The organism is Pantoea sp. 22096 (assembly GCF_052045955.1).
GTDB lineage: Bacteria > Pseudomonadota > Gammaproteobacteria > Enterobacterales > Enterobacteriaceae > Pantoea > Pantoea alfalfae.
Genome location: NZ_JBQEPW010000002.1, coordinates 105,696 through 121,058 on the forward strand (window position 1 = coordinate 105,696; position 15,363 = coordinate 121,058).

16 protein-coding genes are annotated in these 15,363 nt (G+C 48.7%); 7 read left to right on the forward strand and 9 right to left on the reverse strand.

Annotated features, from left to right (window positions below; all coding sequences use genetic code 11):
* The first annotated feature begins 144 nt into the window (after positions 1-144).
* On the forward strand, positions 145-1,392 hold the full coding sequence (locus ACTJKZ_RS10765; protein ID WP_440829563.1) for a diguanylate cyclase domain-containing protein: 1,248 nt from the start codon (positions 145-147) through the stop codon (positions 1,390-1,392).
* A 110-nt stretch (positions 1,393-1,502) separates the two neighbouring features.
* Here the strand turns inward: ACTJKZ_RS10765 and ACTJKZ_RS10770 are convergent, their stop codons facing one another.
* A complete protein-coding gene (locus ACTJKZ_RS10770; RefSeq protein WP_222925553.1) occupies positions 1,503-1,886 on the reverse strand; it encodes a winged helix-turn-helix transcriptional regulator in 384 nt (127 codons plus the stop codon).
* A 98-nt stretch (positions 1,887-1,984) separates the two neighbouring features.
* On the opposite strand from ACTJKZ_RS10770, the gene ACTJKZ_RS10775 reads away from it, so the two are divergent.
* The gene (locus ACTJKZ_RS10775; RefSeq protein ID WP_222925554.1) at positions 1,985-2,713 is read left to right on the forward strand and encodes an SDR family NAD(P)-dependent oxidoreductase; all 729 of its coding nucleotides are present in this window, start codon (positions 1,985-1,987) and stop codon (positions 2,711-2,713) included.
* 241 nt (positions 2,714-2,954) lie between these two features.
* Here ACTJKZ_RS10775 and ACTJKZ_RS10780 read toward each other — a convergent pair whose 3' ends face one another.
* The 3 genes from ACTJKZ_RS10780 to ACTJKZ_RS10790 all read right to left on the reverse strand — a co-directional run bounded on the left by ACTJKZ_RS10780 (position 2,955) and on the right by ACTJKZ_RS10790 (position 4,643).
* Positions 2,955-3,431 (reverse strand): glutathione peroxidase, encoded by a 477-nt coding sequence (locus ACTJKZ_RS10780; RefSeq protein ID WP_161736126.1) that lies wholly within the window; start codon positions 3,429-3,431, stop codon positions 2,955-2,957.
* Positions 3,432-3,612: 181 nt separating this feature from the next.
* Positions 3,613-4,413, reverse strand: a complete 801-nt coding sequence (locus ACTJKZ_RS10785) for an SDR family oxidoreductase (RefSeq protein ID WP_161736127.1) — start codon at positions 4,411-4,413, stop codon at positions 3,613-3,615.
* Positions 4,410-4,643, reverse strand: a complete 234-nt coding sequence (locus tag ACTJKZ_RS10790) for an FAD-binding domain-containing protein (RefSeq protein ID WP_161736128.1) — start codon at positions 4,641-4,643, stop codon at positions 4,410-4,412. The genes ACTJKZ_RS10785 and ACTJKZ_RS10790 overlap by 4 nt, the downstream gene beginning before the upstream one ends.
* A gap of 51 nt (positions 4,644-4,694) precedes the next feature.
* Here ACTJKZ_RS10790 and ACTJKZ_RS10795 point away from each other — a divergent pair, with 51 nt between their 5' ends.
* Entirely contained in the window at positions 4,695-5,147 is a 453-nt protein-coding gene (locus tag ACTJKZ_RS10795; protein WP_161736152.1) for a GNAT family N-acetyltransferase, read from the forward strand.
* A gap of 3 nt (positions 5,148-5,150) precedes the next feature.
* Here ACTJKZ_RS10795 and ACTJKZ_RS10800 read toward each other — a convergent pair whose 3' ends face one another.
* Positions 5,151-5,624 (reverse strand): Lrp/AsnC family transcriptional regulator, encoded by a 474-nt coding sequence (locus ACTJKZ_RS10800; protein WP_440829680.1) that lies wholly within the window; start codon positions 5,622-5,624, stop codon positions 5,151-5,153.
* 476 nt (positions 5,625-6,100) lie between these two features.
* Here ACTJKZ_RS10800 and ACTJKZ_RS10805 point away from each other — a divergent pair, with 476 nt between their 5' ends.
* Positions 6,101-6,727, forward strand: coding sequence for a LysE family translocator (locus ACTJKZ_RS10805; RefSeq protein WP_440829564.1), 627 nt, complete (start codon positions 6,101-6,103; stop codon positions 6,725-6,727).
* 63 nt (positions 6,728-6,790) lie between these two features.
* Here the strand turns inward: ACTJKZ_RS10805 and ACTJKZ_RS10810 are convergent, their stop codons facing one another.
* Positions 6,791-7,261 carry a DUF1203 domain-containing protein gene (locus tag ACTJKZ_RS10810; protein WP_253417776.1) on the reverse strand — a complete coding sequence of 157 codons (471 nt, stop codon included), beginning with the start codon at positions 7,259-7,261 and terminating at the stop codon, positions 6,791-6,793.
* A 415-nt stretch (positions 7,262-7,676) separates the two neighbouring features.
* On the opposite strand from ACTJKZ_RS10810, the gene ACTJKZ_RS10815 reads away from it, so the two are divergent.
* Together ACTJKZ_RS10815 and ACTJKZ_RS10820 are read left to right on the forward strand one after the other, a co-directional pair.
* Complete coding sequence (locus ACTJKZ_RS10815) at positions 7,677-9,017, forward strand: MFS transporter (RefSeq protein ID WP_440829565.1); 1,341 nt, start codon at positions 7,677-7,679, stop codon at positions 9,015-9,017.
* Between the two features lie 887 nt (positions 9,018-9,904).
* The gene (locus ACTJKZ_RS10820; RefSeq protein ID WP_440829566.1) at positions 9,905-10,558 is read left to right on the forward strand and encodes a LuxR C-terminal-related transcriptional regulator; all 654 of its coding nucleotides are present in this window, start codon (positions 9,905-9,907) and stop codon (positions 10,556-10,558) included.
* Between the two features lie 13 nt (positions 10,559-10,571).
* On the opposite strand, the gene ACTJKZ_RS10825 is transcribed toward ACTJKZ_RS10820, so the two are convergent.
* The 3 genes from ACTJKZ_RS10825 to ACTJKZ_RS10835 form a co-directional block, all read right to left on the reverse strand.
* The gene (locus ACTJKZ_RS10825) at positions 10,572-11,210 is read right to left on the reverse strand and encodes an acyl-homoserine-lactone synthase (RefSeq protein WP_440829567.1); all 639 of its coding nucleotides are present in this window, start codon (positions 11,208-11,210) and stop codon (positions 10,572-10,574) included.
* 1,343 nt (positions 11,211-12,553) lie between these two features.
* Positions 12,554-13,501, reverse strand: a complete 948-nt coding sequence (locus ACTJKZ_RS10830) for a hydroxyacid dehydrogenase (protein WP_161736134.1) — start codon at positions 13,499-13,501, stop codon at positions 12,554-12,556.
* Complete coding sequence (locus ACTJKZ_RS10835) at positions 13,501-14,193, reverse strand: RraA family protein (RefSeq protein ID WP_222925559.1); 693 nt, start codon at positions 14,191-14,193, stop codon at positions 13,501-13,503. Before ACTJKZ_RS10835 ends, ACTJKZ_RS10830 begins: the two co-directional genes overlap by 1 nt.
* Before the next feature lie 173 nt (positions 14,194-14,366).
* Between ACTJKZ_RS10835 and ACTJKZ_RS10840 the strand changes: the two genes are divergently transcribed.
* Complete coding sequence (locus ACTJKZ_RS10840; protein ID WP_161736136.1) at positions 14,367-15,077, forward strand: IclR family transcriptional regulator; 711 nt, start codon at positions 14,367-14,369, stop codon at positions 15,075-15,077.
* Positions 15,078-15,363 lie beyond the last annotated feature (286 nt).

The following is a 15,363-nucleotide window of genomic DNA, read 5'->3' on the forward strand; positions in this document are numbered from 1 at the left end:
GCCAGCATTTATCACGGCCCGCAATACTGAACCCTTATCCATAGCCTCCCTCAGCTACAGGCAGGCATTAACGGTTATAATCAGGTCTGTAGCGACGTGTATTGAACTTATTTAACATCGTCAGCAACGTCGGAGTCGGCCACCATGAATCCAATGATCAAACCTTCTTTTACCGCTGTTTGGTCTACGGATGCTCAGGGGATCTGCATCGCCAGTCAGGAAAGTCCTGCGGGTCTGATACCTGAGCTTAAAGGCGTGACGCTGAGTTCATGGCTGAGACTGGCGCAGGCTGACGACGATGCAAAGATCGCACTGCAACTGACTGCAGCCCTGGAATTGCTGAGGCCTTTCCATATTGAAGTGCCGATTCATTGTCTTGATGGCAGGACGCGTCGGGTTCTTGTTTCCGGCCTGCCGGATTGCCAGCCTGGCACCTCCCATCTGCAATACAACGGCTTTATTCTGGATGTGACCGGGCAGCGTAAAGCGCTGGAAGATGCACTGCGCACGGCGGCGGAATATCGTCTTCTGATTGAAAACAGTACCGATCTGATCGCCCATTGCGACGCGGAAGGCAGATACGTATCAATTTCTCCCTCTTACAGCGAAATCATAGGCTGGACAACCGAAGAGGTTGTGGGGCAACTGGTGGTGGATTTCCTGCATCCCGATGACCGCGAGTTAGCCACCGAAGCGCTGGGATGCATCTTCAGCGGCGGGGTACTGCCGGATGTCGTTGAGGTGCGTAAACTGCATCGCGACGGCCATTACATCTCACTGGGTACTAAAGCCTGTGGCGTCATCAATCCCAGTTCAGGAAAAAATATTGGTGCCGTGCTGGTGTCGCGCGACATCACGCGGGACAAAGAACGGATGCGTAATCTTGAGAGGCTGGCAACCCTGGACACGCTGACCGGGCTGCACAATCGTGCCTGGATTAACGAGAAGGTGGGATTCATGCTGGCGCAGGCAGACGATCAGGCCTACACCACGGTGATGTTTATCGATTTGAATGGCTTCAAGGCGGTGAACGATCTGATGGGTCATGCAACAGGCGATGCCCTGCTGCAGCAGGTCAGTGAACGGTTGCAGCACTGTATGCGTCCGGGCGACTCCGTTGCCCGACTGGGTGGTGATGAGTTTGTTGTGGCTGCTAAATGCATCAATCACGAGGCCGCGTCAGCTATTGCCCTGCGGATTATTGACAGTCTGCATGCACCTTTCGCCATCAATAGCATGGATGTACGCATCGGCGCAGCGATTGGTATCAGCCTTGCCCGCTTCGGGACAGCAACGGCTAAAATGTTATTCGAGAATGCAGATAAGGCGATGTATCAGGCTAAAGCACGACGTGATGGTTCTTATCAGTTTTTTGAGCCAGCAGCGGAGTAGCCGTTGTATATGATGGCGCGTCTCCGCTTCCACTCCTTAAGTGGTTATCCTGCACTTATCTGCTCATCACCCTACGCTATCAACATGCAGGAACGTCGCTCAGGCTAAGTTCATGCAGATTCTTCGCTATCCCGCCCTTCATCATAATCCACCTGCGCCTGCTCCATGGCACCTCCATGTTGCTTTGCCCAGTTCACCAGCGCGACGAAAGGATCCTGCAATGTCCGGCCCAGCGGCGTAATCGCATATTCGACCGCCACTGGCGATGAAGCAATCACACGGCGGCTTACCAGTCCGTTGCGTTCCAGCCGGCGTAAGGCCTCTGTCAGAGATTTATGGGTGATGGGGTCGAGCCTGCGTTTGATGGCATTAAAACGTGAGGGCTGAGAGCATAATACAGTCAGGATTAAGACCGACCACTTATTCGCTACCTGTTCCAGGACAGGGCGCGTGCTGTTGATCTCGGCCAGTAGCTGGGTGATATCAGTTGCCATGAGGTTTCCTTTAGGATATCTGGTGTACATCAGGTGCGTAATTGACACTAAATATAATAAATATACCATCAGGTGTCTAACCTCTATCCGGAGTCGCAATGATGAAACTGAGTGGAAAAATCGCCCTTGTCACCGGGGGTAATAGCGGTATCGGTCTTGCTGTCGCTCGCCGTTTTGCAGAGGAAGGTGCACGCGTTTTTATCATCGGCCGACGGGAAGCGCAGCTGGCTGAGGCAGTCGCACTGATCGGCGGTCAGGTCGAGGCCATCCAGGGCGATATCACCCGCTCAAATGACCTTGCGCGTCTGTTCGAAACCCTGGGCACCAGAGCGGGTCGCCTTGATATCCTCGTCAACGCTTCAGGTGTGTCAGAACCGGCCAGCCTGGAAGAGACCACGGAAGAACACATCGATCGCGCTTTTAATCTGAATGTGCGAGCCATGGTGCTGACGGTGCAGCACGCAGTGCGGCTGATGGGCGAGGGCAGCAGTGTCGTGCTGGTGGGTTCCGTTGCGGGCGCGATAGCGAATCCCGGTTATGGCAGCTATTCCGCCAGCAAGGCCGCGGTACGGTCTTATGCCCGCACCTGGAATAGTGAGCTGGCACCGCGCGGCATCAGGGTCAACACGCTGAGTCCTGGTCCGACCAATACCCCGATGTTTGACCGGGCCAGCGATGAAGTCAGGCAGACGCTGACCGCCCGGATCCCGGCAAAGCGGCTGGGAAATCCTGAGGAGGTGGCGGCTGCGGCACTGTTCCTGGCTTCAGATGAAAGCAGCTATATCAGTGGCACCGAGCTGGTGATTGATGGCGGGATGATTGCATAAAATACCCTTGAGAGCGTCACGGGTTATCGTGCCTGTGACGCCATTCTGACCATCAGCAAAATCACTTTGCCCATTGAAGCTTTCGCAGGTATCAGGTTGCGAAGCGAGTAAAGGCTAAGTATTCGCTGATATCGGCAGATAAGTTCCAAATTGACAAGAGCACAAAGAATAATAAATGTCGGGCTCTGAACATCGTTAATTTCATCTTCTACATTAATGGCCCATCCCCACTCTCACCCTCTTAAAGTGCAGCCAGAATGGCAGCTTCCATTTTTTCCGGCGTAGTGGTCGGGGCAAATCGTTTGATGGGTTTGCCATCACGCCCAATCAGGAACTTAGTGAAGTTCCATTTAATACGGCCACCCAGCACGCCGGGTAATTCTTCTTTCAGGTAACGGAAAATCGGGTGCGTTCCGGTGCCGTTAACGTCTACTTTTCCTGACATAGGAAAACTCACACCATAGTTGATGTGGCATGTCTGCGCGATGTCATCGGCACTACCCGGTTCCTGTTTACCGAACTGGTTACAGGGAAAACCGAGTATCACCAGGCCCTGAGCGGCATACTTTTTGTAGAGTGTTTCAAGCCCTGCATATTGTGGCGTGAATCCACAATGACTGGCGGTATTCACCACCAGAACCACCTTGCCAGCATAGTCGGCCATCGGGATTGGCTGACCATTCAGGCTGGTGGCAGAGAGTTGATAAAAGGGAGACATGATGCAATCCTCAGAGCGGAACCTGTTGTCCGTCAACATTAGCACAGTGCGGATAACGGCGTTGGATCACGAGATTGAGTGTCTGGTTCGATATTTGCGGCGCGAGCAATCGCTGAATGCACCTGGCGGGAAGAGCAGCACTCTTACCGCCAGGTAGTTAATATCATTCCAGACACATCACTTAACCATTATCGCGAAATCCGGGATAAAGACTCATCCCACCATCGATAAACAGTGTAGTGCCATGAACATAGTCGGAAAGATCACTGGCCAGCCAGACCACTGCATTCGCCACATCTTCCGCCGCACCGATACGCCCATAAGGGATGAGTTTTAACAACGCTTTACCCGCTTCGCCCTGGGTCGCTTCTTCGTTAATGGCAGTCGCGATAGCGCCGGGTGCGACTGAGTTTACGCGTATGCGATCTTCGCCTACTTCCTGTGCCAGGCTTTTCATCAGCAAATCAACCCCGCCTTTTGAGGCGGCGTAATTAACATGTCCGGCCCAGGGAATGAGCTGATGAACCGAGCTCATATGAATGATCTTACCTACAGCCCGACTGATCTCCGGGCGGTGCTCCTGGTCACGAAACTGACGCAGCGCAGCCCGTGCGCAAAGGAACTGCCCGGTCAGGTTCACGTCCAGAACGGTATTCCAGTCTGCAAGCGACATCTCAATGGAAGGCGCATCTTTCTGCAGCCCTGAGTTAGCCACAAGGATATCCAGCCTGCCGAATTCAGCAATCGTCTGGGCAAAGAGATTTTCTACATCAGCCTCTTTTGATACGTCTCCCTTTACTGCAATGGCGCGTCCACCGTCTGCACGGATTTTTTCAACCAGCTCTTCGGCAGGTTCCGCCTGGCTATGGTAGTTAACCACCACACCAGCACCTGCTTTGGCAAGTGCTTCTGCGCAGGCATAGCCGAGACCTGAGCTAGCGCCAGTAACCAGTGCAACCTGATTTTCGAGTGATAAGATCATGTGGCTTCCTTAATTCTGTAAATGATGAGCTTGTTAAATCCGGCGGGCTTCATCATGGCATTGAAAATCGAGGTATCGCTGACACCACGATTTTCAGACACCCATACGATGAGAAAGCTGGTGGCCGGATCGCGCGCATGGGCCTGGGACACTGAATTATAGATGCGAAGTGCGGGGTTGGTTGATGTTGTGGTCGGTATCGGGATTGGCGGAAAATGACCGGGATGCATTTGGGTTCATCTCCTTTTATCCTGACTGTAATCATCAAAAAGGGTATCAGCATGATAACGGTCGAAAAAGCAGATCCTCGCTCAGCAGAGTCACAACTTCTGGTAAGTAAACTGTCAGCTAAGCTTGCGGCGATTACTGGTGATGGCGGCAACAGTAACTTCACCATGGACTCTTTGAATGATATGAGATCGCTTTGGGTAATTGCCAGAAACGACAAGGGCAGAGCAGTAGGGTGTGGTGCAATCAGACCGTTAACCGGACATATTGCCGAACTTAAAAGGATGTTCTCAGATCGTAGTTCCCCGGCTATTGGTGGTGCTTTGCTCACTTTCCTGGAAAACGCTGCCCTTAGTGTGGGTTATAGCCAAATCTGGCTTGAAACGCGTTCTGTTAACCATAAGGCTGTAAATTTTTATCTGAGAAAGGGTTATGAACGGATTGATAATTATGGACCCTACATTAATCGCAAAGAGGCGGTGTGCTTTGCGAAAATCCTGAAATGATATTTATTCAGGGGTTTTCTTAATCGGATAAGTGACGAGTGGTTTGATTTCTTTAAGCACAAACATGCTCTGCATTTCTTTGATGCCTGGCAATCTGCGTACCACTGACATGGCAAAATCAGCATAATAGTCCAGATCTGATGCCACAACCTGTAGCAGAAAGTCGGCATCCCCTCCGATGCTATAACAGGCAACCACATCCTCCAGCGCGGTCACTTCTTCTTCAAATTTTCTGGCCTCCGCCTCGCTATGACTGTCAATAACGACCCGAATGAAAACCATCACACCCAGACCAATTTTTTTGCGATCAAGAACCGCACGGTAGCCCTGAATAACTTCATCTTCTTCGAGCTTGCGGACCTTGCGCCAGCAGGGAGAAGCTGAAAGGTTTATTTTCTCTGCCAGCACCTGGTTAGTGACGCGAGCATCATCCTGTAAAATTTCAAGGATTTTCATATCTGTCAGGCTAAGGGCTATATGAGGAAATTCCTTTCTTTTCATAAGCATTAAAGGGTTGTTTTTACCTTAAAAGCGGCATTTAGTAAATGATATAGGTAACAATTTTCCGCATCATTTCTGCATAATAAATCCACTATCTAAACAGTTATTACACACAGTTTTGGGGGGAGTATGAATCTGCATTTAATCTGTTTTGGCATTTTTATTTTAAATGGCGCATGGGATACGCCATATTTCTCAGGCACCCATGCAGATTGAGTCATGTGCATCCCGCAGTGTTACATCGATAAAATAACGGACGGTGCATGGCAGTTAATATCATTAAAACAGGCAAGCTTAATAATGGAGCCAGATACGCGCACCACGAGCAAAAAAGGATTAAAAACAACTAAGGCTATTACTGCCTGAGTTACTCCGTTTTCACTCAGGCCAGATATGTTTAAGACATTATATCAAACCGATCTTCCTGAAATTAGATACTAAAAGGAATCATCATGTCAGATGCCGCTCAGATAATAGCTTATACGGCTGCGCTCGGTTTAGCTGCCGTAATTCCGGGTCCGGGTATGACTGCATTAGTCGCTCGCAGTGTAAGTGGTGGGGCGGTGACGGGCTTTACGATGCTGGCCGGCCTTATTCTCGGAGACTTAATCTATTTATCTATAGCGGTATTTGGGCTGGCGGTGATCGCTCATACCTATACTTCTCTCTTCGCTCTGATTAACTGGGCTGCATCACTCTATCTATGTATGCTGGCATGGAAATTCTGGTGTCACCAGTCTCAGACTATAAACATTGCCCGGAAAGCGACAAAACGAGAACTGGCTTCAGCCTGGTTTTCAGGGCTGACCATCACGCTGGGAAATCCTAAAACCATCGCTTTTTATCTGGCAATATTGCCTCTGGTAATCTCTCTGGATAATGCATCATTGAAGATGTGGGGAGGAATTCTGGTACCGCTAACCGTGATTGTCCTTTTGGGTGTAGGCGCGGTTTTTATACTTGCTGCGCTCAGAATACGCCACCTTCTCACCAGTGAAAAAGCGCAACGACGCATTTTCCGTGCAGCCGGATTCATTATGATGCTGGCCGCAGTCGGCATGGTGATAAAGACTTTGTAAAAGCCAGCACCTCAGGGCCAGAAGAGGATTCTGCAACACATCAGATACATCTGAGTTGACTCGTCATTCACAACGCTCAGCACAACATAAATAGCATCCTTGTTTCGCATTATGTATCTGGATATAACTCACCTGTGAATCGCTAAACAAAAGGCCTATGAGGTTTTCAGCAAGTTTCCCTTCAGCTATGTCTGCCACTATTAAAAAATGTTCCTTGTTAAAGGCCCGCAGTGACAGAATTCTGCTTTGCATCACTTCGGGTAAGGCATTCAGGTAAATGCCTTGTCGGGTGCATCCCTCCCAGACATAAATCGCATGAGTGCCAAAAAAGGGGGAGTCTGCAGGCTGATAGATGTGATTGATCAGCAAAGCGGTTTCACCGACGGGGATATCACACAATGAGATACGGTCAGGATAACCCGGATAGCACTCTACCGTTTGTCGTATAGCATTATGATTTTTCAGATAGCTTTCGCTTTGTCCAAAAAGATGAGCAAACGGCTCGGCTTTCAGGCCGGAGATTTTGTATTTCATAATGACCCCTGTGGTTTCATCGTTACACCGCGAGTCATTACGTTATCGAATAGCCTGGGGCAAAACTTGCCGTTTTCGGTCCGGGGAATCAGTGACATAAACCTTTGGTCGTCGCACGTGTTGCAATCATTAGCCACTGAACCTCAAAACATCCTATTTTTTCTCCTCCATACCTGTTCTCTGATTGGTACCTCGGAAAAAGATCGCTGAATCCGACCCGTTAACGACATGCCCATCACATAAACAAAAACAGATGAATACTTTTTTGTGACAACTAACACAACCTGATTACATCGTCAGGCAGGGGTAAGATTTTATCGTGATAATAGTTTACTCCGTACATTTCTGTTGTACATAGTACAACAACACGGTTTCTCCACTGCCCTAAATCGATGACAAAATTGTGAGGATTACCATGTCTGAGAAAAAGCACATCACGACATTCTCTGCCGATATTGAGCAGCAGACCGTTAAGAAGGTGGTCTGGCGCATTTTGCCCTTTCTGATTGTCTGTTATCTGATTGCCATCATCGACCGCGGCAACATCGGAATGGCTTCATTACAGATGAACGAAGATTTAGGGTTGTCGAAAGCGGTATTTGGTTTTGCAAGCAGCCTGTTTTTCGTGGGTTACTTCCTGTTTGAAGTTCCCAGTAACCTCGCCATGCAGAAAATTGGCGCAAAGATTTGGATCTCTCGCATCATGGTGTCGTGGGGCATTATTTCGGTCTGTACTGCTTTTGTTGAAAGTGCCAATACGCTCTACGTACTGCGCTTTTTACTGGGTGCAGCCGAGGCAGGCTTTTTCCCTGGCGTGATTCTTTATCTGACTTACTGGATCCCGGGCAAGTACCGTGCGCGTGTGATTGCTACCTTCATGGTGGCAATCCCGGCAGCGAACTTTATAGGGTCGCCTATCTCCGGCCTGATTTTGTCGTTCGACGGCTGGTTGGGCATGCGTGGCTGGCACTGGTTATTCATCCTGGAAGGTATTCCGGCGGTGGTTCTGGGGATTGCAGCCTTCTTTTTACTCAGTAATCGTCCGACTGACGCCAGCTGGTTAAATCAGGAACAAAAAGCGTGGCTGAGTACAACTATTCAGGCAGAAAACGAGAAGAAAAAAGCGATTGGTCATATCTCGCTATGGCAGTTACTGCGTCACAAGCATATCTGGGTGATGGCGCTGATTTATGCGGGTGCTTCTGCGGCGGGATCAACGCTGAGCGTCTGGTCTCCGCAACTGCTGAAATCGTTCGGGCTGGATAACTTCTCCACCGGTTTAGTCAATGCGATTCCTTACGGTCTGGCATCCATTCTGATGGTTGTATGGGGCAGAAGTTCTGACCGAAGCGGCGAGCGTCGCTGGCATACCGCATTAACGCTGTTCCTGATTGCGGGTGGTCTGCTCTCCGCCTTTATCACTAACAGCCTGACCGGCAGTGTTGTCATCCTGTCATTGGTATTAATGGGTGCCTACTCAATGAAAGGACCTTTCTGGGCGCTGGCATCGGGATGGATGTCATCCACTACCGCTGCTGCGGGTCTGGCCGCTATCGGTGCGATGGCGAACCTGATTGGCGGAGGATTAATGGTCAACGTTTACGGCATCATTAATCAGGCGACCGGCAGCCATACGCTGGCAATGATGCCACTGGCAATCCTCTGTGGCATCGGCGGTATTGCGGTGCTGGTTATGGGTCGCAGAAAACAGTTAAACATCGAAGTTGACACGCACGCTTCGCCAGTCAGTAAATAACGTAATATCATCTGCAGATGCTGAACATTGCGTCTGCAGGTGAGTCCTTTCAGCGTTACTGACACAAGAGCACTGTTTTGAATAGCCTTTGAATATTCATCTTTTGATTTTAAGACGTCAGTGGATTAATTGAGCAGAGACGAGATCAGGCTTTCTGTCACAGACTTTCGCTTTGAACGGTAAGTTCTATTACCTCATCATACAAGTGGGTTTAAAGCCTCGCACCCTCTAAAAGCGATGGCTCAAAGCCTGCATCAGAGCAGGAGTGAAGAGAAAACCCCCGGTGGGCTGAAACATTCATATTACAACCATCAGGAAGTACATATATTCCATGAGGTAATTTTTAAAATGCGGGTGACATAAAGCAAGCAGGGAAGTATTCGCTAAGAGAAATTTAGCAAGAGTTTAGGATCAGAAAAACAGGATGCAATCTAAGAAGCACTTCGCTTAAAAGAAGCTTGTCAGGCGTCAATACCTGATGAAAATTCATGATCACAATTCCCCGCCCGTTGAAGACAGATCCATACCCCTGCACGATCCTCCAGCCTTTCCTTACTAAGGATTTGCAAGGAAACGTTGCTGTTGTCGCTTCAGACAGGCATGCATTACCTATAACCGTCAAAAACTATTCGGCTATTCCTGTTGATCATGGTGTTATGTCAACGTTCCGATACCCATCAACAATCTCATGAGCCACTCCTGTCCTCGCTTTCTTAAGGCAGAAATGAGTGGGATATTACTGTATGATGTTGTCCTTCGGATATGTGAGTTGAGTGAAAATACGATTCACAGCAGTTCATGAACCAGATTATACTTCTAAACCACTCAACCTGAAGGTAACAGCTGACGTGAAGGATACATACTATAACGACCAAAGGATAAATTCGTTGATCCAGGAGGAACTGGATGCGTTCTTCGAGGAATACCCGGGTATTATCTATGCATACGCTATTATGAATAAAAAAGACCCTTCGCAGATGCAGATTATCAATAACAATCCGGCGTGGTTTGATGTTTACCTTGAAAGAAAATATCAGTTTATCGATCCCGTCATTATCCGCGGCTTGCGCTGCGTTGAAGACTACTTTTGGGAGAATGAAGTTATTTTGTCAGAAGGTTACAATCTCACCAGGATTTTCAACGAAAGTTTTCAATATAACATATATCGGGGGCAGACATTTCCTCTGCATGACTACCTGAATAACCTGGTTGTATTATCTGTTATTGGGAAGAAGGATTTCGAGTTTGACATTGATAAACATCGGTCAAAATTCATGAGTTTCCTTATTCATCTGCACCAGAAGACGCTCAATCTATATAGTCAACATCAGCAGAAAAAAAATGCCTTTTTATCACCGCGAGAGCGACAGATTCTTAAGTGGGTCAGTGACGGGAAAACATATGCTGAGATTGCTATTATTTTATCCATTGCAGAGCGCACGGTAAAATTCCACATGGGTAATGTAATGAAAAAACTCGGTGTTAATAACGCAAGACACGCTATAAAACTTGGCGCAGAACTCCGCTTACTGGAAAACTGAGCCAGATACTTATTTAAAGATGGCGTAAGTGCTGTAGCTTCTCACGAAGCCATTCAGAGTGTTTGTCCTTAATGATGATATCCTCAATGACGCTACTGTTAGCAGGCATAAAAATATAGTAGATAACTTCTCCTTTTTCAGAAATCCCTTTTTGAATGACCTCTGTTTTCCAGTTGGCGTGGCGAAATATGGTATACATGCCGCGACTGACCACTGCGTACATCCCTGAATATTTCTTCTTCATGCAAAAAATAATCATTGCAAGAAATAATGCTTTACTGGCGGGTAAACCATCCAGTTTTGCAGCATCACGTCTTTCTTTGTCTAAAAACAGGCGAGTAATTTCACAGCAGGGAATATCTGTAGGGAGACTACATACACCTGAGAAGTATTTATGGAAAATTTCGCTCATCATCGTCGGCTGCGTCGAGTCTATGAATCGTGCGCCGCATAGCAATTTACCGGCGTGCATACCCAGTAAGTAAGTTGTGTTTTTGTTATCGAAAAGGTCCTTTTCCATACCGTCAATGCATTCGACCTCCCAGTCGAGCCGATCCCGAAATGTTTTTCTTCTCAGCCGGTATAACTCATTCGCTTGTTCAACCGACAATTCATCATAATCACGCAAAAAAAAATCAATAGCAGAACTCATTAACTCCCCCTAAATAATCACATGATGAAACTATCACCCCTGCCCTTAAGGACAGCTTTTATTATATCGTACAGGTCTTATAATAAAAATGTGCCTGACTGCTTAGCACTTTCAATGCATAGCGGTCAGGCGGTCAAAGACCAATGCAACACCAGGGAAAACCACGCAAGATTATGTGATTTTTAAAGTCTTGCGTACAGAGTGCAAAAAGCATTCAAATAATAAAAATACCAGAATACGAAATAAGTCAAATAACCATCATTAATTTATTGCCCCTTAGTGTTTTAAGGGGCAAAATTTCCTGTTCAGTTACTCCAGTCAAGTAATGGATGTAAAAATACGCATTAAGCTAGCAACATTGCTCTTCATTTGATAGCTACTGCAGTGAGTCTGTCTGAAAGCACTTCAGTGGTTAGCCTGCCAGCGTTATCATAAGTAGTGATGAGTTAATAATATCGTTTTTTTAACTTCTTATTTTCAATTTATATAATTTTCCATATTTTAAGAGCGCTTATGGTGATGCTGAGATCACCTGACTATGCAGGCATTATTAGTCTGCTGACAGTTATTCATTATTTTCCGCACATGAAGAATATCTCTGAACCCCTTTTCTTTCAGGTATTCATCCTTAATGCGGCTTTCGACGTTTCCATCAAACTCATATTGCTTTGGCTCACCAGCTAAATTAAGCGTAACTTAATATCAAGCTTAAAGGCCATGGCTCGTCGCGTGGAAAATAAATTCAGGCTCTGAAAGTTATCTGTCATGAGGCGGTTTTTTTTTTTTCATCTGGATGTGGCATCCTCTCATCGTTATTGCCGACAGGGACCCGTACTGAGGTTATCCTGCCCTGAGCGAATGGCTCGCGGCAGGATCGAATCTAATAGCTAAGCATCAACTTCAACAGGCATTTTCGTTAAAACTGTCACGTGCCATAAAGTCAGGGGATGCTTAATGGTTCAAACTCTCAGCCTGCAGACCTCATTAAAAAGGAATTTGTGACGTGATTGACTTCATACGCTTGAGTGAGCGCTACAAGCAGCTCGACGACTTAATCCCTCATTCGGAAAAAGTCCGCGAAGTTGACGTCAACGGGTTATATCAGGATTTATGAGTCTGGAAAATGTGTAAATGAACTCCCGATCGTATACCAGGGTGGTGGAGTCAATTCTGATTTGTTATCAGTCTGACTTCAGCTGTTCGCTAAAAGCAGACACGCATTATTTATAACCCCCTGGCATCAATGATAGCTTCTTAACGCTTTTAGTGATTGCAGAGACTCAAATCTGTAAAAATGCCGACTACATAGCGATAAAGCCTGTTTAGTCGGCTACAGAGATGGCTCAGGACACCGCGCTTTCATTTTTCAGAGATTCCAGAACGTTCAGAATATTACTGGCCGCCACCGTACCCATCTTCACGTAGGAGTTGTCACTGACGCCGCCAATGTGGGGCGACAGAATCACATTCTCAACATGCTGCCAGATATGCGGTGCCGTCAGAGGTTCAGTGGGGAAACTATCCAGTGCGGCCCAGGCGACGGTGCCATTGTTCAGTGCAGCTAAAAGCGCGTCATCATCAATAAGACCGCCGCGTGCCGTGTTTACCAGAATGGCGCCTTTTTTAAACAACGCCAGTTTCTCTGCATTAATCATCTGGCGTGTCTGTCCGGTCAGCGGGCAGTGCAGCGAAATGATGTCTGCCTGTTGCAGCAGGTCGTCAAGTGAGGCGGACTCACACTCATCAGGAAAGGTTTTTGCAAAAGGATCATAGGCGAGCACCTTCATACCAAACGCCCGCCCAATGCGGGCAACGCGACCGCCAATTGCACCAAGCCCGACCAGACCCAGGGTTCTGCCTTCCAGCTCCACAGATTTATGCGTGGATTTGTCCCAGTGCCCATGACGCATGCGCTGATCCAGCGTTATCACGGATTTGGCGCAGGCCAAAATCATCGCCCAGGTATGCTCGGCTACAGCGGCTGCGTTGGCACCCGGCGCAGACTGCACACGAATATCGCGTGCCGCGGCTGCCTGTTGATCGATAACGTCAATACCGCTGCCGTGTTTGGAAATCACGCGCAGGGCAGGCGCAGCATCCATGATGCGGGCATTAATTTTTCCGTAACGAACAATTATCGCTACCGGATTATGCTGCTGGCAGAGTCTGAACAGGGTATCTTCGTCCGGCTGTTTGCCTGCATAAACCAGGCTGAACGCGTTCAGCAGGCTGACTGCCTGCGGAGCCAGATCGCTGGCCGTGACCAGAATGACGGGAAGTTGGGTTGTCATCAGAGCGTCTCCCCATCCGCCAGCATGCCAGCGGTAAGAAGGGCTTTCTCCAGCCACGGCGCGCGAAGGTCGCCATCACGAATGGCGGCAATACGCCCGGTCTCGAAATCCAGTTTTTTCTGCGCCAGCTCGAGCAGGGCAGGGATCTCTTCACGCGGCAGAATCACCACGCCATCACTATCTCCGATGACCAGATCGCCGGGCTGAATGGCAGCGCCCGCGACAGAAACCGGATAGTTGACCCGTCCCGCAACAGACTTGGTCGGGCCACAGGGATTCAGACCTGCAGCAAACACCGGGAAGCCGTTCGTACTCAGTGCATCGGCGTCACGCACCGCGCCATCAATGATAATCCCCGCAATGCCGGAGGCTTTAGCCTGGGCCGACATAATCTCGCCGATTAATGCACAGCTGATATCGCCTTTGCCATCAACCACAATTACGTCGCCCGGCTGGGCGATAGCCAGTGCAGCATGGATCGCCAGATTATCGCCGGGCCGGACCTCGACGGTGATAGCGGGACCAGCGACTTTCATCGTGGAGGCGACTGGTTTGACGCGACCATGCAGCGTCCCGCGTCGACCGGCGACATCAGCCAGTATCGCAGCCTGGAACTGAGCCGCCTGTTGAACAAGCTCTGGTGCGACACGGATAATGTCGCGATTGATGAAGGTATTCTCTGCATGTGGCATAGATTATTCCTCTTTCGGTTTACCAGATACAACTTAGTTGTACAATATAAAATTACTATATCGATGTTAATTCGTATCGCACCAGTGTTAAGCACTCATTTGTGATGTAAATACGATGTGAATCACAAATTGCGCGGTAAACTGCCTGCCGTCGCATACAGGAGGACGTACCCATGGGGAATGAAGGCGTAATTGCCGTAGAAAAAGCGCTGGCGCTGCTGGATTGTTTCAAACCTGGCGAGGAGTCGCTGACGCTTACCGCGCTGGCGCAGCTGTCGGGTTATCACAAAACGACGGTCTATCGCCTGATGAACTCACTTGAGCGCATGAATTATGTGATTCGCCGTGACAATGGCGTCTATACCCTGGGGCCGAGGCTGCTCTATCTGGGCAAGCTCTATGAACAATCTTTCCATCTGGCCAGCATTGTTCAGCCTGAGCTTCACGCTCTGGCGACCGCGACGGGTGAAAGCGCCTCATGGTATGTGATTGAAAATGATCAGCGACTCTGTCTGTTCAGAGCTGAGCCTTCTGAAGGACTGCGTGAAACGCGTCTGCCCGGCACCTTTCTGCCGCTGGATAACTCTGCCATCGGGCAGGTGCTTCGCTACTGGGGCAAGCACGAACCCCTGTTTGATGCTGTACCTGAACTTCCGCTGTTTACCTCCGGGATGCGCGATCCGCACATTGCGGCATTTTCCGTACCGGTGTTTGGGGAAGATGACAGGCTGCTCGCTGCGCTGGCACTCACCGGGCCATCGTCACGTCTGACGCAGGCGAAGTGTGAGAGCGGACTAGGGAAACTGATGAAAGAAGCGGCCAGCCGGCTCTCAGTTAAATCAGGCGCGCATAAAGTGACATGCGATAATTTTTATAAGATTTAGCAAATGTGTAGGGCACAGGTGATCCCCTGTCAGGGCCGTGCCCTTAGCAGCAATTTTCTGCAGGCTGGAATCGATTGATTTCCGCTAAGGTGAATAAAAAGATGTCTGGCGTGTCTGAGTACGAAACCGTCAAAAGCCTCGCAGATGTGGTGGGGTGATAATAATTTATTGATTTATATTAAAATTATTTATTTCCGTAGCGTCTTAAAAAGTCCTGATTTCACTCCAGATGTTTTCAGGCACGCTGGCCGCATGAAAAATTCCCCGCTTTCCCGCCTCAACATGA